At 62.6% G+C, this 19,464-nt stretch carries 19 protein-coding genes and 1 tRNA gene; 10 read left to right on the forward strand and 10 right to left on the reverse strand.

Going from position 1 to position 19,464, the window contains the following annotated elements:
- Positions 1–4 precede the first annotated feature (4 nt).
- The 3 genes from F2982_RS19775 (at position 5) to F2982_RS19785 (ending at position 4,605) form a co-directional block, all read left to right on the forward strand.
- Positions 5–1,867 carry an adenylate/guanylate cyclase domain-containing protein gene (locus tag F2982_RS19775; protein WP_203428869.1) on the forward strand — a complete coding sequence of 621 codons (1,863 nt, stop codon included), beginning with the start codon at positions 5–7 and terminating at the stop codon, positions 1,865–1,867.
- Between the two features lie 110 nt (positions 1,868–1,977).
- A complete protein-coding gene (locus tag F2982_RS19780; protein WP_130278306.1) occupies positions 1,978–3,939 on the forward strand; it encodes a DEAD/DEAH box helicase in 1,962 nt (653 codons plus the stop codon).
- A 39-nt stretch (positions 3,940–3,978) separates the two neighbouring features.
- On the forward strand, positions 3,979–4,605 hold the full coding sequence (locus tag F2982_RS19785) for a 50S ribosomal protein L11 methyltransferase (protein ID WP_203428870.1): 627 nt from the start codon (positions 3,979–3,981) through the stop codon (positions 4,603–4,605).
- A gap of 42 nt (positions 4,606–4,647) precedes the next feature.
- Here F2982_RS19785 and F2982_RS19790 read toward each other — a convergent pair whose 3' ends face one another.
- Both F2982_RS19790 and F2982_RS19795 read right to left on the reverse strand, forming a co-directional pair.
- Positions 4,648–5,352, reverse strand: coding sequence for an SDR family oxidoreductase (locus F2982_RS19790; RefSeq protein ID WP_130278308.1), 705 nt, complete (start codon positions 5,350–5,352; stop codon positions 4,648–4,650).
- A gap of 107 nt (positions 5,353–5,459) precedes the next feature.
- The gene (locus F2982_RS19795; RefSeq protein ID WP_112716245.1) at positions 5,460–5,648 is read right to left on the reverse strand and encodes a hypothetical protein; all 189 of its coding nucleotides are present in this window, start codon (positions 5,646–5,648) and stop codon (positions 5,460–5,462) included.
- A 527-nt stretch (positions 5,649–6,175) separates the two neighbouring features.
- Here F2982_RS19795 and F2982_RS19800 point away from each other — a divergent pair.
- The 3 genes from F2982_RS19800 to F2982_RS31600 are packed head-to-tail and all read left to right on the forward strand — an operon-like array spanning position 6,176 to position 7,871.
- Positions 6,176–6,634 (forward strand): MarR family transcriptional regulator, encoded by a 459-nt coding sequence (locus tag F2982_RS19800; RefSeq protein ID WP_203428871.1) that lies wholly within the window; start codon positions 6,176–6,178, stop codon positions 6,632–6,634.
- Complete coding sequence (locus F2982_RS31595; protein ID WP_246777485.1) at positions 6,631–7,377, forward strand: MFS transporter; 747 nt, start codon at positions 6,631–6,633, stop codon at positions 7,375–7,377. Before F2982_RS19800 ends, F2982_RS31595 begins: the two co-directional genes overlap by 4 nt.
- Positions 7,338–7,871, forward strand: coding sequence for an MFS transporter (locus F2982_RS31600; protein ID WP_246777486.1), 534 nt, complete (start codon positions 7,338–7,340; stop codon positions 7,869–7,871). Before F2982_RS31595 ends, F2982_RS31600 begins: the two co-directional genes overlap by 40 nt.
- Here the strand turns inward: F2982_RS31600 and glp are convergent.
- From glp to F2982_RS19830, 5 genes are read right to left on the reverse strand one after another with little or no spacing between them, the layout of a single operon-like run.
- Positions 7,840–9,066 carry a gephyrin-like molybdotransferase Glp gene (gene glp / locus F2982_RS19810; RefSeq protein WP_203428872.1) on the reverse strand — a complete coding sequence of 409 codons (1,227 nt, stop codon included), beginning with the start codon at positions 9,064–9,066 and terminating at the stop codon, positions 7,840–7,842. The two genes, F2982_RS31600 and glp, sit on opposite strands and share 32 nt — an antisense overlap.
- Entirely contained in the window at positions 9,063–9,563 is a 501-nt protein-coding gene (gene moaC / locus F2982_RS19815; RefSeq protein WP_203428873.1) for a cyclic pyranopterin monophosphate synthase MoaC, read from the reverse strand. Before moaC ends, glp begins: the two co-directional genes overlap by 4 nt.
- Position 9,564: 1 nt before the next feature.
- Positions 9,565–10,377 carry an indole-3-glycerol phosphate synthase TrpC gene (gene trpC, locus F2982_RS19820; protein WP_203428874.1) on the reverse strand — a complete coding sequence of 271 codons (813 nt, stop codon included), beginning with the start codon at positions 10,375–10,377 and terminating at the stop codon, positions 9,565–9,567.
- Positions 10,378–10,386: 9 nt separating this feature from the next.
- The gene (gene trpD / locus F2982_RS19825; protein ID WP_130278313.1) at positions 10,387–11,403 is read right to left on the reverse strand and encodes an anthranilate phosphoribosyltransferase; all 1,017 of its coding nucleotides are present in this window, start codon (positions 11,401–11,403) and stop codon (positions 10,387–10,389) included.
- A gap of 15 nt (positions 11,404–11,418) precedes the next feature.
- The gene (locus F2982_RS19830) at positions 11,419–13,308 is read right to left on the reverse strand and encodes a peptidylprolyl isomerase (protein ID WP_203428875.1); all 1,890 of its coding nucleotides are present in this window, start codon (positions 13,306–13,308) and stop codon (positions 11,419–11,421) included.
- A gap of 220 nt (positions 13,309–13,528) precedes the next feature.
- Between F2982_RS19830 and F2982_RS19835 the strand changes: the two genes are divergently transcribed.
- Positions 13,529–13,810 (forward strand): hypothetical protein, encoded by a 282-nt coding sequence (locus F2982_RS19835; protein ID WP_112716231.1) that lies wholly within the window; start codon positions 13,529–13,531, stop codon positions 13,808–13,810.
- Positions 13,811–13,877: 67 nt separating this feature from the next.
- Here the strand turns inward: F2982_RS19835 and F2982_RS19840 are convergent, their stop codons facing one another.
- Positions 13,878–14,132 carry a GlsB/YeaQ/YmgE family stress response membrane protein gene (locus F2982_RS19840; protein ID WP_112716229.1) on the reverse strand — a complete coding sequence of 85 codons (255 nt, stop codon included), beginning with the start codon at positions 14,130–14,132 and terminating at the stop codon, positions 13,878–13,880.
- 394 nt (positions 14,133–14,526) lie between these two features.
- Between F2982_RS19840 and F2982_RS19845 the strand changes: the two genes are divergently transcribed.
- A complete protein-coding gene (locus F2982_RS19845; protein WP_162708678.1) occupies positions 14,527–14,682 on the forward strand; it encodes a hypothetical protein in 156 nt (51 codons plus the stop codon).
- A gap of 215 nt (positions 14,683–14,897) precedes the next feature.
- Here F2982_RS19845 and F2982_RS19850 read toward each other — a convergent pair whose 3' ends face one another.
- Positions 14,898–15,260 carry an oxidoreductase gene (locus F2982_RS19850; protein ID WP_203428876.1) on the reverse strand — a complete coding sequence of 121 codons (363 nt, stop codon included), beginning with the start codon at positions 15,258–15,260 and terminating at the stop codon, positions 14,898–14,900.
- A 150-nt stretch (positions 15,261–15,410) separates the two neighbouring features.
- Here F2982_RS19850 and F2982_RS19855 point away from each other — a divergent pair.
- Positions 15,411–15,500: transfer RNA gene (locus F2982_RS19855), tRNA-Ser, on the forward strand.
- Positions 15,501–15,566: 66 nt separating this feature from the next.
- On the opposite strand, the gene F2982_RS19860 is transcribed toward F2982_RS19855, so the two are convergent.
- Positions 15,567–17,948, reverse strand: coding sequence for a GMC oxidoreductase (locus F2982_RS19860; protein ID WP_203428877.1), 2,382 nt, complete (start codon positions 17,946–17,948; stop codon positions 15,567–15,569).
- A 373-nt stretch (positions 17,949–18,321) separates the two neighbouring features.
- Between F2982_RS19860 and F2982_RS19865 the strand changes: the two genes are divergently transcribed.
- Entirely contained in the window at positions 18,322–19,410 is a 1,089-nt protein-coding gene (locus tag F2982_RS19865) for a septal ring lytic transglycosylase RlpA family protein (protein WP_203428878.1), read from the forward strand.
- The last annotated feature ends 54 nt before the right edge of the window (positions 19,411–19,464 follow it).

Genomic DNA, 19,464 nt, shown 5'->3' on the forward strand with positions numbered 1-19,464 from the left:
ACCGATGCCGCGCCAGTCTGTTCTCGTCACGGCCGCATTGCTTGCCGCGGCACTCTGGGGAGCGTTCCTCGGGTCGCTACAGCTTTCCGGCGGCGCCTCGTTTCTCGATCGCCCCGAAGCGATCCTCACCGATCTGAAGAGCACGCTGATCGGGGCTCGAAGGCCGCCACCGGTCGCAACGATCGCGGCAATCGACGACCGGACCGCCGCCGAGCACGGCTATCCGCTTGACCGGGCGACGCTGGCGCAGGCCGTGACCGAGATCGCGGCGCTGAAGCCGAAGGTCATCGCGCTCGATCTGCTGTTCGTCGATCCCGGCAGCGAGGCGGGCGACAGCGCGCTGACCACGGCGCTGCGTCTCGTACCCTCGGTCATTGCCGGCGCCGCGGTCTTTCCGCAGAGTGCCCAGACCGTCGTCAGCGAGGCCAATGATCCGTTGGCGGCGATCCCGGTGGCCCAAAGCCTGCTTCTGCCGCAGAAGCGCTTTGCGGATGTGGCGGCGACAGGGATCGTCAACGTCGCGACCGACCAGACCGGCGTACCACGTTTCATTCCGCTGCTGTCGCGCGGCGAGGGGCGAGTCGATGCGTCCTTCCCCCTCAGGACTGCATCCCTGGCCGTCGGGCACGACCCGGCTTTCCAGCCGGGTGCCATTTCCTTCACCGAGACCCGGATCCCGACCGATACAGGCCAGCGCCTGCCGCTGACCTTCTACGGCCCGCGCAGCACGATCCCGACGGTCAGCATCGCCGATGCGCTGGACGGCAAGCTCAGCGGGCAGGAGATTACCGACAAGGTGGTGGTGATCGGCGCGACGGTCACCGGCGGCGGCGATGTCTTCCCGACGCCGTTCGATCCGGTTCTGCCGGGTGTCGAGGTGATGTCCACGGCGATCACGCATCTTGTGGCCGGCGACAGCATCATCCGCGATCACAATATCCGGCGGCTCGATGCAACCATCGCCGTGCTGCTGCCGCTGGCGGTCATCGGTTTGCTTGCCTGGCGCCGCAGTCTGATCGGCTTCGTGCTGATTGCGCTCTTGTTTGTCACCTGGGCGATGATCAATGTCGCAGCCTTCCGGCAGGGATACTGGCTGAGCGCAGCGCTGCCGATTGCTGCGGCGCTGCCTCCGGCGCTGATCTTCGGTGCGGTACAGCTTTTCGCCGATCGTAGCCGTGCCCGGCATTTTGCGGCGCAGAGCGAGCTGTTGCAGCGGATCGAAGCGCCCGGTCTTGGCGAATGGCTGGCGCGCGATCCCTCGTTCCTCTCTCAACCCGTCCGGCAGAACGCGGCCGTGATCTTCATCGACCTCTCGGGCTTTACCGGCATGAGCGAAGCCGTTGGCGCGGTTGCCGTGCGCGAAATCCTGAGCGGCTTCTTCGAGCTCGTCGATGAGGAAGCACGGGCGCATGGCGGGGCGATCACCAGCTTCATGGGCGATGGCGCGATGATCCTGTTCGGATTGCCGGAGCCGCAGGCGGATGACGCGACGCGGGCGGCCGCCTGCGCGCTGGCGCTTGCCGAGCGCACGCGGACATGGCTCGCTGCCAATCCCGCCATTCCCGATGGCCGCAAGATCGGCTTCAAGATCGGGGTGCATTGCGGGCCGGTCGTTGCCTCACGTCTCGGCACCGGCAGTCGCCAGCAGATCACGGCGACGGGCGATACCGTCAATGTCGCGAGCAGACTGATGGAGGTGGCCGCGAGCCGCGGCTCGGAGATCGCTTTCAGTGCCGCGTTGGTTCACGCAGCTTCTGCCGGTGGAACGCCACCGGCCGGCGGTGTGCTGGAGGGACCGTTCGAGACGCGGATCCGCGGCCGGGCCGGTGGTATCGAGGTCTGGTTGCGGCGCCAGCAGGCGGCATGATCTCGCACTTTGACTTTTTGCGCGCGAAGAGATAGGAACGCGCAACCGTCCGGCCGGGCTGATCCCGGCCAAGGCGCAGGTGCGCCTGAAAATTCCGAAAGACAGATCACATGACAGAGATTAACGGCGTCGTTCCGGCGATCGCCAAGGCGTTGTCGAAGCGCGGCTATACGACGTTGACCCCGGTTCAGCAGGCGATGCTCGACCCGGCGCTGGCCGCTTCCGACGCGCTCGTTTCCGCCCAGACGGGCTCCGGCAAGACCGTTGCCTTCGGCCTGGCGCTCGCTCCGACGCTGCTTGAAGACAATGACCGCTTCGAGCCGGCCGCCGAGCCGCTGGCGCTTGTTATCGCGCCGACCCGCGAACTTGCCCTGCAGGTGAAGCGCGAGCTGGAATGGCTTTATGAAATGACCGGTGCGCTGATCGTCAGCTGCGTCGGCGGCATGGATATCCGCAGCGAGCGCCGGGCGCTGGAGCGCGGCGCCCATATCGTCGTCGGCACACCTGGCCGTCTCTGCGACCATATCCGCCGCAAGGCGCTCGACATGTCGGCGCTGAAGGCCGTGGTGCTCGATGAAGCCGACGAGATGCTCGATCTCGGCTTCCGCGAAGATCTCGAATTCATTCTCGAAGCAGCACCGGATGACCGCCGCACGCTGATGTTCTCTGCAACGGTACCGGCGGCGATCGCCAAGCTTGCCAAGAGCTACCAGCGCGATGCCGTGCGCATTTCGACGCAGTCGGAAGAAAAGCAGCATGTCGATATCGAATATCGCGCGCTGGCCGTGGCGCCTTCGGACCGCGAAAACGCCATCATCAACGTGCTGCGCTATTACGATGCGAAGAACGCCATTGTGTTCTGCTCGACGCGCGCGGCCGTCAATCACCTGACGGCGCGGTTCAACAACCGCAATTTCTCCGTCGTCGCGCTCTCCGGCGAGCTCACCCAGAATGAACGTACGCATGCGCTGCAGGCGATGCGCGACGGCCGGGCGCGGGTCTGCATCGCGACCGACGTCGCCGCCCGCGGCATCGACCTTCCGGGCCTCGACCTCGTCATCCATGCCGACCTGCCGACCAACCCGGAAACCCTGCTTCATCGCAGCGGCCGTACCGGCCGTGCAGGACGCAAGGGGGTCAGCGCGCTGATCGTGCCGCTCAATGCCCGCCGCAAGGCCGAGCGTATTCTCGACGGCGCCGGCATTTCGCCGACCTGGGCACGCCCGCCGTCTGCCGAGGAGGTCATGCGCCGCGACGACGAGCGGCTGCTGGCCGATCCGATCCTTAGCGATGCAGACGTGCAGGACGACGAAATCCTCGTCAACCAGCTGATCGCCAACTATGGCCCCGAGAAGCTCGCAGCAGCCTTCGTGCGGCTCTACCGCTCCAACCAGTCGGCACCCGAGGACATTACCGAAGTGTCGCTCGATGGCGGTGCGCGCAAGCGCCGCGACAATGCCGATGGTCCGCGCGAACCGAGCCAGAAGGGTCCGCGCGACGATTTCGGCCCGAGCGTCTGGTTCTCGCTCTCGGTCGGCCGCAAGCAGAATGCCGAGCCGCGCTGGCTGATCCCGATGATCTGCCGCAACGGCAATCTGACGAAGCGCGAAATCGGCGCGATCAAGATGCAGCCGGAAGAGACTTTCGTGGAGATCGCGGCCGACAATGCCGAAGCCTTCCTGAAGGCGCTCGGCCCGAACAAGACGATGGAACGCGGCATCCGCGTCAATCGCCTGAACGGCATGCCCGATTTCAGCAAGCCGGCCGCCGGCAAGCCGCAGGGCAAGAAGGCCTATGAGGCACGCCGCGACGACGATTTCCGCGAGGACCGGCCGAAGGCCAAGTTCAAGAAGGATTTCCAGGCAGAAGGTGCGCCCGAGCGCAGCGACAAGCCCTGGAGCAAGAAGCCCGGCAAGGGCAAGTTCGAGGGCCAGGCGAAATTCGGCGACAAGCCCAAGTTCGGCGATAAGCCGAAGTTTGAAGGCAAGCCGAAATTCGAGGGCAAGGGCAAGCCGGAAGGCAAGGGCGGCTTTGCGCCGAAGGGCAAGTTCGCCAAGAAGAAGCAGGGCTGACAATAGTGGTAGCCGGCACATTGCCAGTGTGAGGCGCTGATGCCGGTCACCCCTGAAGACGCCGAAGCCTTCATCACCAGAAATCTCGAGCTTCGTCCGGCACCATCGGTGCCGGAGATCAGGCTTTATGCGGCGCACTCCGCAAGCCGGCTTGGCCGTCTCCCCGGTGGAGGCGGCGAGCCGCCTTACTGGGCCTATCACTGGGCCGGCGGCAGCGCACTGGCGCGCCATCTACTTTCTCATCCCGAATGCGTGCGTGGCCGCGACGTCATCGATCTCGGCTGCGGTTCCGGCATCGTCGCAATGGCTGCGGCCATGGGTGGGGCGCGTGTTACGGCGATCGACACGGATGCCTATGCGATCGCGGCGACGCGTCTCAACGCGGCCGCCAATGGCGTGACGCTGGCGGTTCTGCAATCCGATCTGCTGGATGGTCCGCCGCCTGCGGCCGATGTCATTCTTGCCGGCGATCTCTTCTATAACCGGGCGCTCGCCAGGCGCAGCCTCGCATTCCTTCGGCGCTGCCGGCATTCCGGCATCGAGGTGCTGATCGGCGATCCCGGGCGCAAGCCGCTGCCGCGCGCCAAGCTGAAGCTTCTGGCGAGTTACGCCGTCGCAGATTTCGGGGAAGGGGAAACGGAAAGCGGCGTCTATACGCTCGCTTGAGGTGACGCCCGCCGCAAGCTGCGAACGGGCGCCAGCAGTTTATCAGACGGAGCGGGTCAGGCCGCCATCGACGCGCAGGTTCTGGCCGGTGATGTAACCGGCGCCATCGGACGCCAAGAAGGCGATGGTGGCGGCGATTTCCTCGCTGGTGCCGTAGCGCTTCATAGGCACGCTGTCGCGGCGTTCTTCGGTTGCCGGAAGGCTGTCGATCCAGCCGGGCAGAACGTTGTTCATACGGATATTGTCGCCCGCATAGGTCTCGGCGAAGACCTTGGTGAAGGACGCCAGACCGGCGCGGAAGACCGCCGAGGTCGGGAACATCGCGCTCGGCTCGAAGGCCCAGGCGGTGGAGATGTTGATGATCACGCCCGATTTCTGCTTCTGCATCTGCGGCGTCACAAGCCGCGTCGGGCGGATGACGTTCATCAGGTAGACGTCCATGCCGCGATGCCAGTCTTCGTCGGTGATCTCGAGGATCGGTGCGCGCGGGCCATGACCGGCGCTATTGACGAGCACGTCGATGCGGCCCCATTCGGACAGGGCACGATCGGTGAGCTTGCGCAAATCGTCGTTCGACTGGTTGGAGCCGGTGACGCCGAAGCCGCCGAGTTCCTTGGCGAGCTCTTCGCCCTTGCCCGAGGAGGACAGGATCGCGACCTTGTAGCCGTCGGCTGCCAGGCGTTTCGCCGCCGCAGCACCCATGCCGCTGCCGCCTGCCGTGACCAATGCTACCTTTTCAACCGCCATACTCGCCTCCATTGCCTATGCGCGCCGGAACCCGGCGCCGCGTCCAAATAACGGGTGCCGTGATATCATTCCGGTGCCGGGAAGGCGAGAGCGGGAAACGCGGCCGGCTACATGGCGAGGCGAAGGCGCATATCCTCCGGCTCGCGGTTCCGCTCGAAGCGAACGATGAGTTCGTCGAGCGCCACGCCGATATCGGCATCGCTCCATCCCTGGCTCTTCAGCCGCAGGAAGATCTCCTGCATGCGAAGCTTCAGGAACACGGCAAGATCGGGGTCTGAATCTTTGATCGAACGCATGGCTTTACTCTGAAATCCCTTGAGACAACGGATGACGAAAGAAAAAATGGGCTCGCCACGCGAAACACAGGCGAGCCCTATTGCCCTCGCAGGTCCGCCGACTTGCATCAGGCCGCCCGCCGAAGTGCAACGGGCATTGAATTGGAGGTTCGGAGGCGGGTCGGACGCCTCACGATCAGGTAACCATAAGACGCCGTTGGTGTCGCGTGACGTCGCCGTGACACGACCTTTGCGCGAATCAGCGTGTTTTACTTGCCTGCGACTGATCCGAAACATTCCACTCTGCGTAGTTCGTGCCGCAAACACGGGAATGTTTCATGCGCCTACTGATTATCGGATTGGGAATACTGGCGATCCTCGCCTGGGCAGCGGTCTTCTATGTCACGTCGGGAGCCTTTTAGAGCGGCAGCATTTCACGCAAGCGGCGGCGCATTTCTCCATCGCAGGACGAGAATATTTCATGTCGGTGCGTTCTTGCGCCAATTTAGATGATATGTCATCTATCGCGATATCAACGGATATGTCTCATGCCTCCCGAGCACGATAGAATTCTCGCCACCTTCGGCACGCTTGTCGGTCAGGCCGGGCGCCTTTGGCGCCGCGCCGCCGATCAGAAGCTGCAGCCGTTTGGTCTCACCGAAGCCACCTGGCTGCCCTTGCTGCGCATCTCCCGGTCGGCGACACCGATGCACCAGAAGGCGCTGGCGGCATCGCTGTCGCTCGATAATTCCTCGGTCGTGCGGCTGATCGACAATCTGGAGGCAGCGGGACTCGTCGAACGGCAGGAAGGGGAGGACCGGCGCGCCAAGGCGATCGTGCTCACCGAAGCAGGGCGTCGCACCGTCATTGACGTTGAGCGTGTGGCGCAGAGCGTGCGCGAAGAGGCGCTCGCCGGATTGCCGCGCGAAGATGTCGAGACGGCCTTCCGCGTGCTCGAACATATCTCAGCCGTCTTTTCCCGCCCCAGCGAGGAGCAAGTATCGTGAATTCCCATCCTGGCCGGCTGGCCGATGCCGCGCCGTTGATATCGCCGAAGAGCGTTCCCGTCTGGCTGCTGGCGCTCGTGACCTTCAGCGGCACGCTTGCCATGCACATCTTCGTGCCGGCTCTGCCGTCGGCCGCAACCGATCTCGGCGCCAGCATCGGCGAGATGCAGATGACGGTCAGCCTCTATATTTTCGGCCTTGCCGTCGGGCAGCTGGTCTATGGCCCACTCTCGGACCGCTACGGCCGCCGTCCGGTGCTGATGAACGGGCTGGTGCTCTATACGCTTGCGGGGCTCGCGGCACTCGTTTCGCCGAGCGTCCATGCGCTGATCGCCGCGCGGCTTTTTCAGGCGCTCGGCGGCTGCGCTGGCCTCGTCATCGCAAGAGCCATTGTCCGCGACACCTCGACGGCTGACGATACAGCCAAGCGGCTTGCGGTCATGAACCTGATGGTGACGGTCGGCCCCGGTCTTGCGCCGATTGCAGGTGGAGCGCTTGCGGCAACGCTTGGCTGGCGCTCGATCTTCGTGGCGCTCTGTGCGCTCGGCATTCTCAACATGCTGATGACCTGGAAGCTGGTGCCGGAGACCGGACGGCGCAATGCCGAGACCTCGGTCAAATCGCTGAGCCGCGACTATCTCGGCCTGCTGCGCTCACCGGCTTTCGTTGGCTACGCGATCGGCGGGGGTGCGCGACGACGTCGATGTATGCCTTTACGGCCTCTGCACCCTTCATCGTCATGAACGAGCTGCACCGGCCGGCAACCGAGGTGGGCATCTGCCTTGCTTTGCTGATCTTCGGTTACTGGATCGGCAGCATGATCGCGACACGGCTGATCGGGCGCTTTGCGATGAAGCGGCTGATGGTCATCTCCAACCTCGTCAGCATCGGTGCGGCACTCGCGTTCCTGGCGCTGGCGGCGAGCGGCGAACTCCAGCTGCTGCCGATGATGGCGGCGATCATGGTCTATACGATCGGTGCGGGCGTGGCTTCGCCGAATGCGCTGACGCTTGCCGTCAGCGTCAATCCGAAGGTCACCGGCTCGGCCTCGGGGCTCTACGGCGCAACGCAGATGGCTGTTGGAGCCGTCTGCACGGCGCTGGCAGGCATCGGCGGCGATCCGGGCCTGGCGGCGGCCAGCGTTCTCGTCGGCGCCAGCATTCTGGCGCAGAGCTGCTTCTGGATCGGCGTGAAGGCGAGCGACGCTACGGCAGCAGGCCGGGGCGCAGCAGCATGACAGGGCAGGGCGCACCGGCGGAAAGTGCGGGCGCATGCGGCGGACGGATGATCAGGCAATCGGCGGCCGCGAAGATCTTCATCATCGATGAATCCTGCTTGCCGAAGGGCTTTGCCTGCCAAGCACCGGATGGCGATTTCACGAGTGTGGCACGGACATAATCCTGGCGCTGGTCGTTGGCTGCGAGCTCGACGGCCGCTTCCGCGACGATCTCACGCTTGACCGGCGGCAGCGAGGCGAGCTCGCGGACCAGCGGCTCTAGGAAGAGCAGCCCACATACCAGCGTCGAGACAGGGTTTCCCGGCAGGCCGAGAACGTGGATCTTGCCGAGGCTGCCGACCATCAGCGGCTTTCCGGGCCGCATGGCGATGCGCCAGAAATCGAGCTGCATGCCGGCGGCAACCAGTGTCGACTGAACGAGATCGTGGTCGCCGACGGATGCTCCGCCGAGCGTGACGATGACATCGGCGCCTGCGCCTTCGGCCTTGCGGATCGCGGCGGTGATGGCCGCCTTGTCATCAGGGACGATGCCGAGATCGAGCACCTCGCCGCCGGCATTGCGCACCAGAGCGGCAACGCCAAAGGTGCTCGACGCGATGATCTGCGATGGGCCGGGCTTGCTTCCGGGAGTGACCAGCTCGTCGCCGGTGGCGAGGATCGCGACGCGCGGCTTGCGCAGCACCTGCATCTCCGGCTGGTTCATCCCGGCAGCGACCGTCAGCCTGCTGAAATCCATCACCGTACCGGCGAGCAGCACAGGCTCGGATTCCACGAAATCCTGCCCGTACGGGCGGATATGCTGGCCCTGGCGCACCGCGAATTTGGTGCGGACGCCGCCATCGATCTTTTCGGCATCCTCCTGCAGCAGCACGCTGTCGGCGCCTTCGGGCACCGGCGCTCCGGTGAAGATGCGGACGGCTTCGCCCTTGCCGACCGTGCCCTCGAAAGCGTGACCGGCGGAGGAAGTACCGATGACGCGAAGCTCTGCGCCCGGCTCCGGCGCATCCTCGCGGCGCAGCGCGTAGCCATCCATGGCGGAAGCATTGAAGGGCGGCTGGGTCAGCCGGGCAACGAGATCGGCTGCCAGCACGCGGCCATCGGCCTCAGCCAGTGCCACGGGCTCATGCTCCGAAACGGGCGATGCACTGCCGAGCAGGCGGGCCTGGGCTTCGGCTACCGGCAACAGGCTGCTCATCGGCCGGCCTCCGGATGACGGAAGTCGCCGGACTTGCCGCCGGACTTTTCCAGCAGGCGGATGCCGCCGATTTCCATCGCCTTGTCTGCCGCCTTTGCCATGTCGTAGATCGTCAGGCAGGCGACGGAGACCGCGGTCAACGCTTCCATCTCGACGCCGGTCTTGCCGGTGAGTTTGGCCGTCGCAGTCACCCGCAGGCCGGGCAGGGCGGCGTCCTCTTCGATCTCGACGCTGACCTTGGTCAGCATCAGCGGATGGCAGAGCGGAATGAGACTAGAGGTTTGCTTGGCGGCCATGATGCCGGCCAGGCGAGCAGTGCCGATGACATCGCCCTTCTTGGCATTACCGTCACGGATCAGCGCCAGGGTTTCGGGCGCCATCCGCACGTGACCTTCGGCCGTGGCGATGCGCGTCGTTTCGGCCTTGTCGCCGACATCGACCATGTTCGCCTCGCCGGAGGCGCCGATATGGGTCAGGCGGGGCTCATCGCCGCTCATGTCATTCAGCCGCGATTGCAGCTTCGCCGAACAGCAGCGCGCGGGTGGCGGCCGCGACATCATCCTTGCGCATCAGGCTCTCGCCGACGAGGAAGGTGTTGATGCCGAAGGCCTGCAGCCGCTTGCAATCGGCATTGGTGAAGATGCCGCTTTCGCCGACGAGCAGACGATCGTCGGGCACCATGGCCGACAGCTGTTCGCTGACGGTCAGGCTGACTTCGAAGGTGCGCAGATTGCGGTTATTGATGCCCACGAGCGGTGAGGAGAGCTTCAGCGCCCGCTCCATTTCCTCGGCATCGTGAACTTCGACCAGAACATCCATGCCGAGCCCGAAGGCTTCGTCCTGCAGGCGCTCGGCGTCACTGTCGCTCAGCGATGCCATGATCAGCAGGATGCAGTCTGCGCCCCATGCGCGGGCTTCGTGGACCTGGTAGGTCTCGAACATGAAATCCTTGCGCAGCGCCGGCAGCGAGCAGGCGGCGCGGGCAGCGGTCAGGAATTCCGGCGCGCCCTGGAAGCTCGGCGTATCGGTCAGAACCGAAAGACAGGCGGCGCTGCCGTTCTCGTAGGCCTTGGCAAGCGCCGGCGGATCGAAATCCGGGCGGATCAGGCCCTTGGACGGGCTCGCCTTCTTGATTTCGGCAATCAGCCCGAACTCGCCGGCATCCCGCTTGGCAACGAGCGCCTTGTGAAAGCCGCGCGGTGCCGATTGGCCCGCCTGCATCGCCTTCAGGTCGGCAAGCGAGACCTTGGCCTTGGCGGCGGCGATCTCCTCGCGCTTGTAGGTTTCGATCTTCTTCAGGATATCGGTCATCGGGCAATCCTAGTCGATATCGTTGGAAACGGCGATGAGTTTGTCGAGGGCTGCCGCCGTCGCGCCGCTGTCCAGCGACTGCGTGGCGAGCGTCATGCCCTTGGCGATCGTCTCGGCTTTGCCGGCAACGACGAGCGCAGCAGCGGCATTGGCGAGCGCGACGTCGCGATAGGCATTCTTTGCACCGCCGAGCACTTCGCGCAGTGCCGCCGCGTTGACGACACCATCTCCGCCCTTCAGGGCCGAGAGCGTGCAGGGCGATACGCCGAAATCGGCAGGAGACAGCTCGAAGGTGCGGATTTTGCCGTTCTCAAGTGCTGCGACGCTGGTCTTGCCGGTCGTGGTGATTTCGTCCAGGCCATCGCCGTGGACGACCCAGACGCTTTCGGAGCCCAGATCGCGCATGACTTCGGCGAGCGGCACCACCCATTGCGGCGCGAAGACACCGAGCAGCTGGCGGCGGACGCCGGCGGGATTCGTGAGCGGTCCCAGCAGATTGAAGATCGTACGCGTACCGAGCTCGACGCGCGACGGGCCGACATGGCGCATCGCCGAGTGATGCTGCTGCGCGAACATGAAGCCGACACCGGCTTCCGCGATGCAGCGGCTGATCACCTCGGGGCTGATCTCCAGCTTGACGCCGAGTGCCGACAGGCTGTCCGACGCTCCGGATTTCGAGCTCAGGGCGCGGTTGCCGTGCTTGGCGACCGGGACACCGGCACCGGCGACGATCAGCGCCGCCAGCGTCGAGATATTGTAGGTGCCGCTGCCGTCACCGCCGGTGCCGACGATGTCGATCGCATCATCGGGTGCGACGACGCGCAACATCTTGGAGCGCATCGTGGTGGCGGCGCCGACGATCTCGTCGACGGTTTCGCCGCGCACCCTGAGGGCCATCAGGAAGCCGCCGATCTGCGAAGGCGTCGCCTGGCCCGACATCAGGATGTCGAAGGCCGCCTGGGCCTCCTCACGCGTCAGAGGCTCGCGGCTCGCGGCCTTGGCCAGAAGCGGCTTCAGATCGGTCATCAGCTCAAGCTCCTGCTAGCGGACGGCTGCCTGGTCGGCGAGCGTCTGGTTGATCGAGGCGCCGTACTGCGTCTGCAGAAGGGTCACCATCTGGTCGAGGATATCGTCACCGGCGGCATTGGCGACGGCGGCGATCTGCGCATCCTGGTTGGTCAGCGCGTCGGTCGTCGGGTCGTCGTTGACATTGGTGACCTTGAGCAGGATCTGCGTGCTCGGATCGGCGCCGACGGCACTGGCGACAGTGTCGGCCGGGCCGCTGAAGGCAGCGTTGACGGCGCGTCCGAGGACGGCATCATCTGTGCTGCGGGTCACGCCGGCCTTGCTTTCGACGGCGATGCCGAGCGGAGCAGCGATATCGGCCAGCGACTTGCCCTTCTGTGCTTCCTGCTTCAGCTCGTCGGCCTTCTTGGCAAGCTCGAGCTTCTGTTGCTCTGCCGTCCAGTCGGCGACGGCCTTGTCGCGCACTTCGGCGAGCGGGCGCTCGCGCTCCGGCGTCACTTCGCGAACATCGAACCAGACATAGCCGTCATTGCCGAGCGAAACGGCAACCGGCTGGGTGCCGACTTCAGTCTTGAAGGCTTCGCCGAGCAGCTGCTGCTTGGCCGGGATATCCTTGACCTCGTTGCCATCCTTGTCAGCGCCCGTGGCGTCGATCGCGTCGATGAGGACGGCCTTGAGCTTCAGCTCCTTGGCAATGTCTTCGAGCGACTGGCCGGCGCTGCGCATATCCTCGATATGATCGTGGACATTGATGACTTCCTGCGAAGCGTTGACCAGCGCAAGCTGCTTGCGGATGTCTTCCTTGACCTCGTCGAGCGTCTTCGTCGTTTCCGGCTTGATATTGGTGATGCGCAGGATGACCGGGCCGAAGGCGCCGTCGACTACAGGCGTCGTGCCGCCGCTCTTGGCAACGGCAAAGGCTGCGTCGGCAACGGACTGATCCGGAACCTTGTCTTTGGTGAAATCACCGAGCAGCACGTCCGTCGCCGTCTTGCCCTGGTCGGTGACCAGCTGGTCGAACGTCGTGCCGGTCTTCAGCGCGGCGAGAGCGGCGGCGGCCAGATCCTTGTTGGCGAAGGTCAGCTGTTCGATCGTACGGGTTTCGGGCGTGCGGAAGGTTTCCTTGCGCTTGTCGAAATCTTCGCGGATCTGCTCATCGGTGACCGTCGAGACATCGGCAATGTCGGCAGACTCGAGCTTGAGATAGGCGACCTTGCGGTATTCCGGCGCGCGGTAGCGGGTCTTTACGCCATCGAACCACTTCGACAGAACGTCGTCGGCGGGTGCCTTGATCGGCTCGATATTGGCGTTGGTGAGCAGCAGGTAATCGATGTCGCGGCTTTCCTGGCGATAGACCTTGAGCGCATCGACCAGCGTCTTCGGGGCGGTGAAGCCATTCGAGACTGCATCGACGATCTGGCTGCGGACCGCGACCTTGCTGCGCTCGTTGATATAATCAGCTTCGCGGATACCGGCATTGCGCAGGCGCGAGGTGAAGAGCGTGCGGTCGAACTTGCCGCTGACATCCTTGAAGGCCGGATCGTCACCGATCAGCTGGGCGAGGCGATCTTCGGAGAGGCCGAGATTCATGTCTTCGGCGAGCTGGTCGAGCGAAGCGCCGGCAACGAGCTGGGCGATCGTCTGCTGCTCGACCCCGAAGGCCTTGGCCTGATCCGGCGTCAGGCGCATGCCGAACTGCTGGCTGAGGCTTGCCACCTGGCGCTGATAGGCGAGGCGGAACTCGTTGACGTCCACCTTCTGATCACCAACGGTGACGACCGTCGTGCTGGAACCGCCGCTGATCAGCTCGCGGGATATGCCCCAGATGCCGAAGGAGGCGACCAGAAGAAGCATGAGGAGCTTGGCGACCCAGGTCTGGGCAGCTCTTCTCAGGATATGGAACATCGAAACGCAAACCTCGCATTATATTCCGCCCATTCACGGGCAAAGCTTTCGACGTTCCTTAGAGCAAAGCACGGCGGAATTGAAGCGTTATCGGACGAAAACATGACAGTGTCCGGAATGGATTTTGCTGGGCCGCCGCCGCCAACAAAAGCGCGCATTGCCGGGAACCTTTCGCCGCCTCCATTCGTTGTTGCGGCATCCGGAAAAATAGGAGCAGACAATGGCCGAACTGAAAACCGCCTCAGCCCAATCCACAGCTGCGCGCGTCAAGGCGGAAGTCGCCGCCGATGACCTGTCCGCACAGGTAGCCGCGTTGCGCGAGGATCTGGCCCGCCTTTCCGAAAGCGTCGTGGCGCTGGGGCAGGGTGCAAAGACCGCCGTTGCCGACGAAGCTTCTGTGATGACGGAAAAGGTGCGCGACAAGGTGCGCGAGGAGCCGATCTTCGCTCTCGCCGTCACGGCCGGTATCGCCTATGTCTTCGGGCTGATGAGCCGTCGCTGATTGCCGACACCCAACAAAAAAGCCGGGAGTGAAATCCCGGCTTTTTTCATGCGCATTTTTCTTGGGATCAGCGCCGGACCATCCGGCCGATGGCGATCAGCAGGCAGGCGCCGACGAAACCGGTGATGAGATAGCCGAGCCAGCCCGACAGCGGCTGCACATGCAGAAGCCCCAGAATGAAGTTGGCGACGATAGCGCCGACAATGCCCAGAATGATGTTCATGAACACGCCCATGTTGCTGCTCATGAACTTTTCGGCCAGCCAGCCGGCAAAGCCGCCGATGATGATTGCCGCAATCCAGCCTACGCCCTGATCTTCCATAGTGATTTCCCTCCGAGAAAAACAACGAAATGAACGCGGAAACTGCAGAAAGGTTCCCCGATTCTCAGGGCTGAAGCAATGTCACCGGCATATGCATCGCATGGCTGACCAGCTGAAACAGCAGGCCCGACAGGGCAAGCGCCGCAAAACCCAGCGGCATGATCAAACTCTTACCGGACATTTTTACTCTCTCCCATTTGACGTTCGAGAATAAATCATCGGGTAAGCACGGCAAGCCAAATATTAACGGATGGTTAAGCATAAAATTTGAATGAAACGGCTGAGAAGAAACCAGTTTTTACTTCGCCACGTAAATTATTCCAGGCTGCAAAATTAACGTGCCATTAAAGCATATTAGTGATCATCGATACACAGCAACCGACGGGAGACTCAGATGCGTCATTCACACCTTATGGAACACCTGGAAGCAGCCCGCAAAATCGCCGAGGCCGACAACGAACTGTTCGTCGCCTACCTGATCAAGATGGCGAAAGAGGCTGTGCGCAAGCAGGATAAGGGCGTAAAGCCCAAGGAAGCCGTCGCCGCCTAAGACCCGGACGGCACTTCAGCCTCAACGCGCGACATTCTGACGGCCAATCAGCAAATTGGCCGCCATAGTCCACCGTTAGAGTGGTTTTCGCTCCGTTTCGGACTATCACGGCGCCTCGACTTTGTGTTGTACGACAACCATAGCGGGCCGCAGCCGAGAGCGACTTGGATGCCAACTGCGGTCACGTGACAGGCACCCAGACGCGCGCAACGGCTTTACTGTGCGCACGCGGCCGAATTGTCCGGGCTCACGACATTGCCTGATGGACCGGTATTGCCGCTTGCATTTGCCTGCGGCTCACGGCGGCAGTCGTTTGAATCACCGTTCGAGCCGGAATTTCCGCTATTGATCGTGCTGTTCGTCGTGTTCGGATCGACGATCGCGGGATTGCTGTTGGTCGTCCCGTTCGTGCCGCCGCTTCCATTGCCGCTCATGCTGCCGGACCCCGACATCGTCCCGGTCCCCGATCCGCTTCCCGCTGCACTACCACCCGAAGAACCGCCGCTGGACGACTGGGCGAGGGCGGATGTTGCCAGCCCGAGAGACAGCAGGGATACGGCAGCTATTTTCACAAACATGATTTCCTCCTTCATCAGCGTTGAAGAAGACCCAACCGCCTGCCACGTCCTATGTTCCCATTTTTCCGGTACGGGCGATCCCGCCGCTGCAGAGTTTTTTGGGTCCAGCCCTTGCATTGACGCGCGCCTTTGCGTCATAAGGCGCGGAACGGAAGAGTGTCCGAGTGGTTTAAGGAACCGGTCTTGAAAACCGGCGTGCGGGAAACCGTACCGTGGGTTCGAATCCCACCTCTTCCGCCAATTCCAATTAGAGTGACGATCAAACAGAGCTCATCGTGTACCACGGCTCATGGCTTGCCGCAACACTCACCACTTCATCGTTGCGTCTTCCAGGCCGAATTCATGGCTGTAGGGCGTTTCGCCACGGATCGTGGCTTCGATCAACCTTTTCAGGCCGACGCGCTTTAGATCCAGCATTCTTGTGACGACAGTGTCTTGAGCCCCGAAGTAGCCGAGCAATGCGCTCTCCTGCTCCGTCAGATGCACCGCTTTAGAACCACACCTGAAGCCAACGCAAAGCCTGCCGCTAAGTAGCGGCCGGATGGGATTTTCGGCGGCTAGTTCAGAACTCAGGACCTTGCCGCCATTGAGTTCGAGCTCCAATGTCCCGGTGCGATAGTTGCGGGGGCCGATTATTGTTGCGGTTGCGGTATCGGCAAAAGCGATCGTCATGTTGTCGCGTTTTCCGGATGTCGTCTTTATCTTCGCCAACTCGCCTCGACCGACCAGCGCCCTTGCGAGCGCGGCGGCATGATAGCGGTAACCTGAACGTTGCATCCGAACTGCCCGAACCGGCTCACTCGGCAGTGCATCGATCCACGGAAGCAAAACAGAATCCTCGCCAAGTACGGCCTGCCTGAATTTGGCAAGCTCCGATTTTATCCGGGGGGTGTCTACAGCTGGTGTATCGATGATCAGCGAGATGTGTCGGACCGACGATTTTGTGACTTGGGCGAGAACCCGCTCCAACTGCGCCGGCGGGACGGCGATGTAGACGAGCGTGGCCTGCTGCAGTTGATCGGCGGTGAGAGATTCGAGCGAGGCGGTCTCATAGCACTCGCGCTCACCGAAAACCGCATTGAGACCCGTCGAATAGACCTTGTCGATCTCGATGCTTTCGATGGCCTCAAGAGCAGGTATGACATCTTCCCGGACACGGCGGCCGGCACCGATGACGATCGCGTGATCGGTTTTATCTCTTGCGGCAACAACCTTCCTCCGAGGCATATCGGGAACGAGATGTCGCGCCAGCCGGATCGATAGCGCAATCACCGTCATTGTCGGATTTGCGCTTCCCCCTGTCGGGAAGACCATACCGCCGGCAAGAAAGAGATTATCGACACTATGGACGCGCAGATTCGTGTCGACGACCGAAGTCTGTGGATCATGCCCCATGGCTGCCCCGCCGAGATGATGGCTCGCGTCATTGCGCAAGAGGCCCGCGAGGTCTGGCTCGACAGTCAACTCTCCGATACCAGCAGCCTGCAGCGCGACGCGCGCCTGCTCAGCCAGGCGCGCCACCGCTCGGACGTCCTCATCCGTGATGTCGTGCTTGACGAAAGCGATCGGCGTACCGAGCTGATCCGCCACCTCGGGCAAAACAGTGACGTACGAGGCATCGCTCGGGCGCATCTCCATGAAGCAACGGACGCGTGCCCATCTGAACGTCTTTTGGCGCTTGCTCAGAAGTCTCGCTGCTATCCGCTGGACGGTTTGCAGAATCCCGGGGAGATTTGCGAGGCCTGCAGCATGTTTGCCGGCGGCCGCAAATTGGCGTTTGCGCAGCGACGCCGTGAAGGCCCGCAGCGTTTGGCTCAGCTGTTTTGCCTCCGGGTAGGCGCCGATAGAACTGGGTTCGAAGCGCAGATAGGGATTGAGAAGCCCTTCGTTTTCCTGAACCTCATCGCTCAGACGAAGCCCGACGTAGCCTGTATAGCCGCGGTCGCCTACCTGAAAGAAATCATGTGACTTTGGCAGCGGCTGATTGAACGTCACACGTCCAATATAGCCCTTCGGGTGATTCATGAAGCCGCGGCCGAGGCGGCCAAAATTGTCTGGGATGCCAGAGTTTTTCAGTATCCTGATGGCCTCGATCGCCGATGTCGCCAGGACGAATCGCTTGGCCTGGATGCGGATCTTCGTGCCGCTGTCGGTCGCACAGTTTGCGCCCACGACATGTGCCAACTCTTGCTGGCCCGAACCGAGCGCCAACGAGGTAACGGTCGCGCCATAAACCAGGTCAAAGCCTTCTGACAAAAAGGCATGCGCGTAACGCCTGCCGAAGCGGGTTACCGGCTCCTGCGTCTTGAAGATCTTGCCATCAACGCCCGGAAGCGCGGGCAGGCGATGCTCGACATTGTTGCTCCAAGGCTCACCGAACCTGTTGCGTGATGGAATCTTGTAACGATATCCAACCTCGTCGGAGCCCGAATAAAGCTCATCGTGAGAAATAGGCCAACCGGGGTGCAATCCTGGCCGGTCTTTCAGATCAATCTCGTCCAGCGGGGCGATGAAACCGGACCAGGTCTGCGAGGAGCCGCCAATCGATCGGACGCGGGAATCGGATCTGACCTCTATACCCTCGGATCGGATGGCACCAAGGTCGTCTCGCTCGCCTGCGGCTTCACTGCCACTTTCGAGCACGCAGATCCGCAAGCCCGAATACTTGAGCTCGAGGGCGACGGTCATACCCGCCGGCCCGCTTCCTATGATGCACAGATCATATGCTTCTGATGAACCCGGCTGTATGTCAGTCGCAGGAATAATCACGATCAAATCTTATGTTCGTTGAGATTGCTCTGGGATTTATCTGACTGTTGATTAAATGAAAACCGGAGAAGCGAGGCCGTTATTCGGCTCGCATTAAGCGAGCTTGAGACACCTTTAATTTAACCCTTCATAAACCATAACCATTAAAATTACGGCTATCGCTGCGATATTGTTCGCAAATTCGGCACATTGGCCACACAATTAAAGTCTCGTTAGGTGCAGGGGCGTAGGCAGGGTTGGTCCGATTTAGGGCACTTGCTTAACCATAACGATCTTTGGCGGCGTGGGACAGATGAAGTTGGAATACGGGGCGGCGTCTTTCGCAACGGGTGTGCGGTGGCTGGCATTGGCGGCAATGTGCGCTGCGGTCACGGCGTGCGGTACAACATCTCAGGCGCCGAAGAAGCGCGCTCACGGCAAAGAATACTTTTCCGAAAAAGAATATGGCGTCAAAGCCAGCCCCCGTGTCGTCGAGGGCGGACCGATCCCTAAGGGCGGCGGCCGCTATATCGTCGGCAATCCCTACCAGGTGAAGGGCAAGTGGTATTATCCGCAGGAAGACTTCTCCTATAGCAAGGTCGGCATCGCATCCTGGTACGGCTCGGCCTTCCATGGCCGCCTGACGGCGAACGGCGAAGTCTATGACCAGCTGTCGATCTCGGCGGCGCATCCGACATTCCCGCTGCCGAGCTATGCGCGCGTCACCAATGTCGAGAACGGCTCGTCGATCATCGTGCGCGTCAACGATCGCGGCCCTTATCACGAGGGTCGAATCATCGACCTGTCCAACAAGACCGCCGATCTGCTCGACATGAAGCATAGCGGCACCGGCCGCGTTCGCGTTCAGTATGTCGGCAAGGCGCGTATGGATGGGCATGACATGCCCTATCTGATGGCCTCCTACACGCCGAAGGGCAGCCGCATCCCGGCCGTCGATCCGGGCGGTCAGATTGCAAGCGGCGTGATGGTTGCTTCCAACGATCGCCGCATCACCAGCGACCAGCTGCGCAGCCTGGGCACGCTGACCGTGCCGCAGACCTCCAAGGTTCCGGTTCCGATGTCGGCCACGGCTTACGGCGGTTCGACGCCGAGCGCCCGCTATAATGCCGCTCCGGTCCCGGCGCCGGCACCCACGCAGGCTTTCGGCACGATGGGTGCACCGCAGGGCTTTGGCGAGATGGTGGTTCTGCCGGAGATCGGACCGATCCCTTATGAGCGTCCCTATGGCGGGGGCAGCTCGCTGGCGATGGGCTATCAGGAAACCGAAACGGTCACCGTTCCGATCGCCTTCGACGCCGTCATGGTCCGCAACGATGGCCTGACGCAGGAATCGATCCTCGCCTCCTACAAGCGCCAGCAGGCAAAGCAGCCGGTGCGCTAAGACGCCGATTGCAGGCGCGCACCGGGTTCACTAACCTCCAGAATCGAATTTCGC

Origin of the sequence: Rhizobium sp. BG4, from assembly GCF_016864575.1 — a bacterium.
Lineage (GTDB): Bacteria > Pseudomonadota > Alphaproteobacteria > Rhizobiales > Rhizobiaceae > Rhizobium.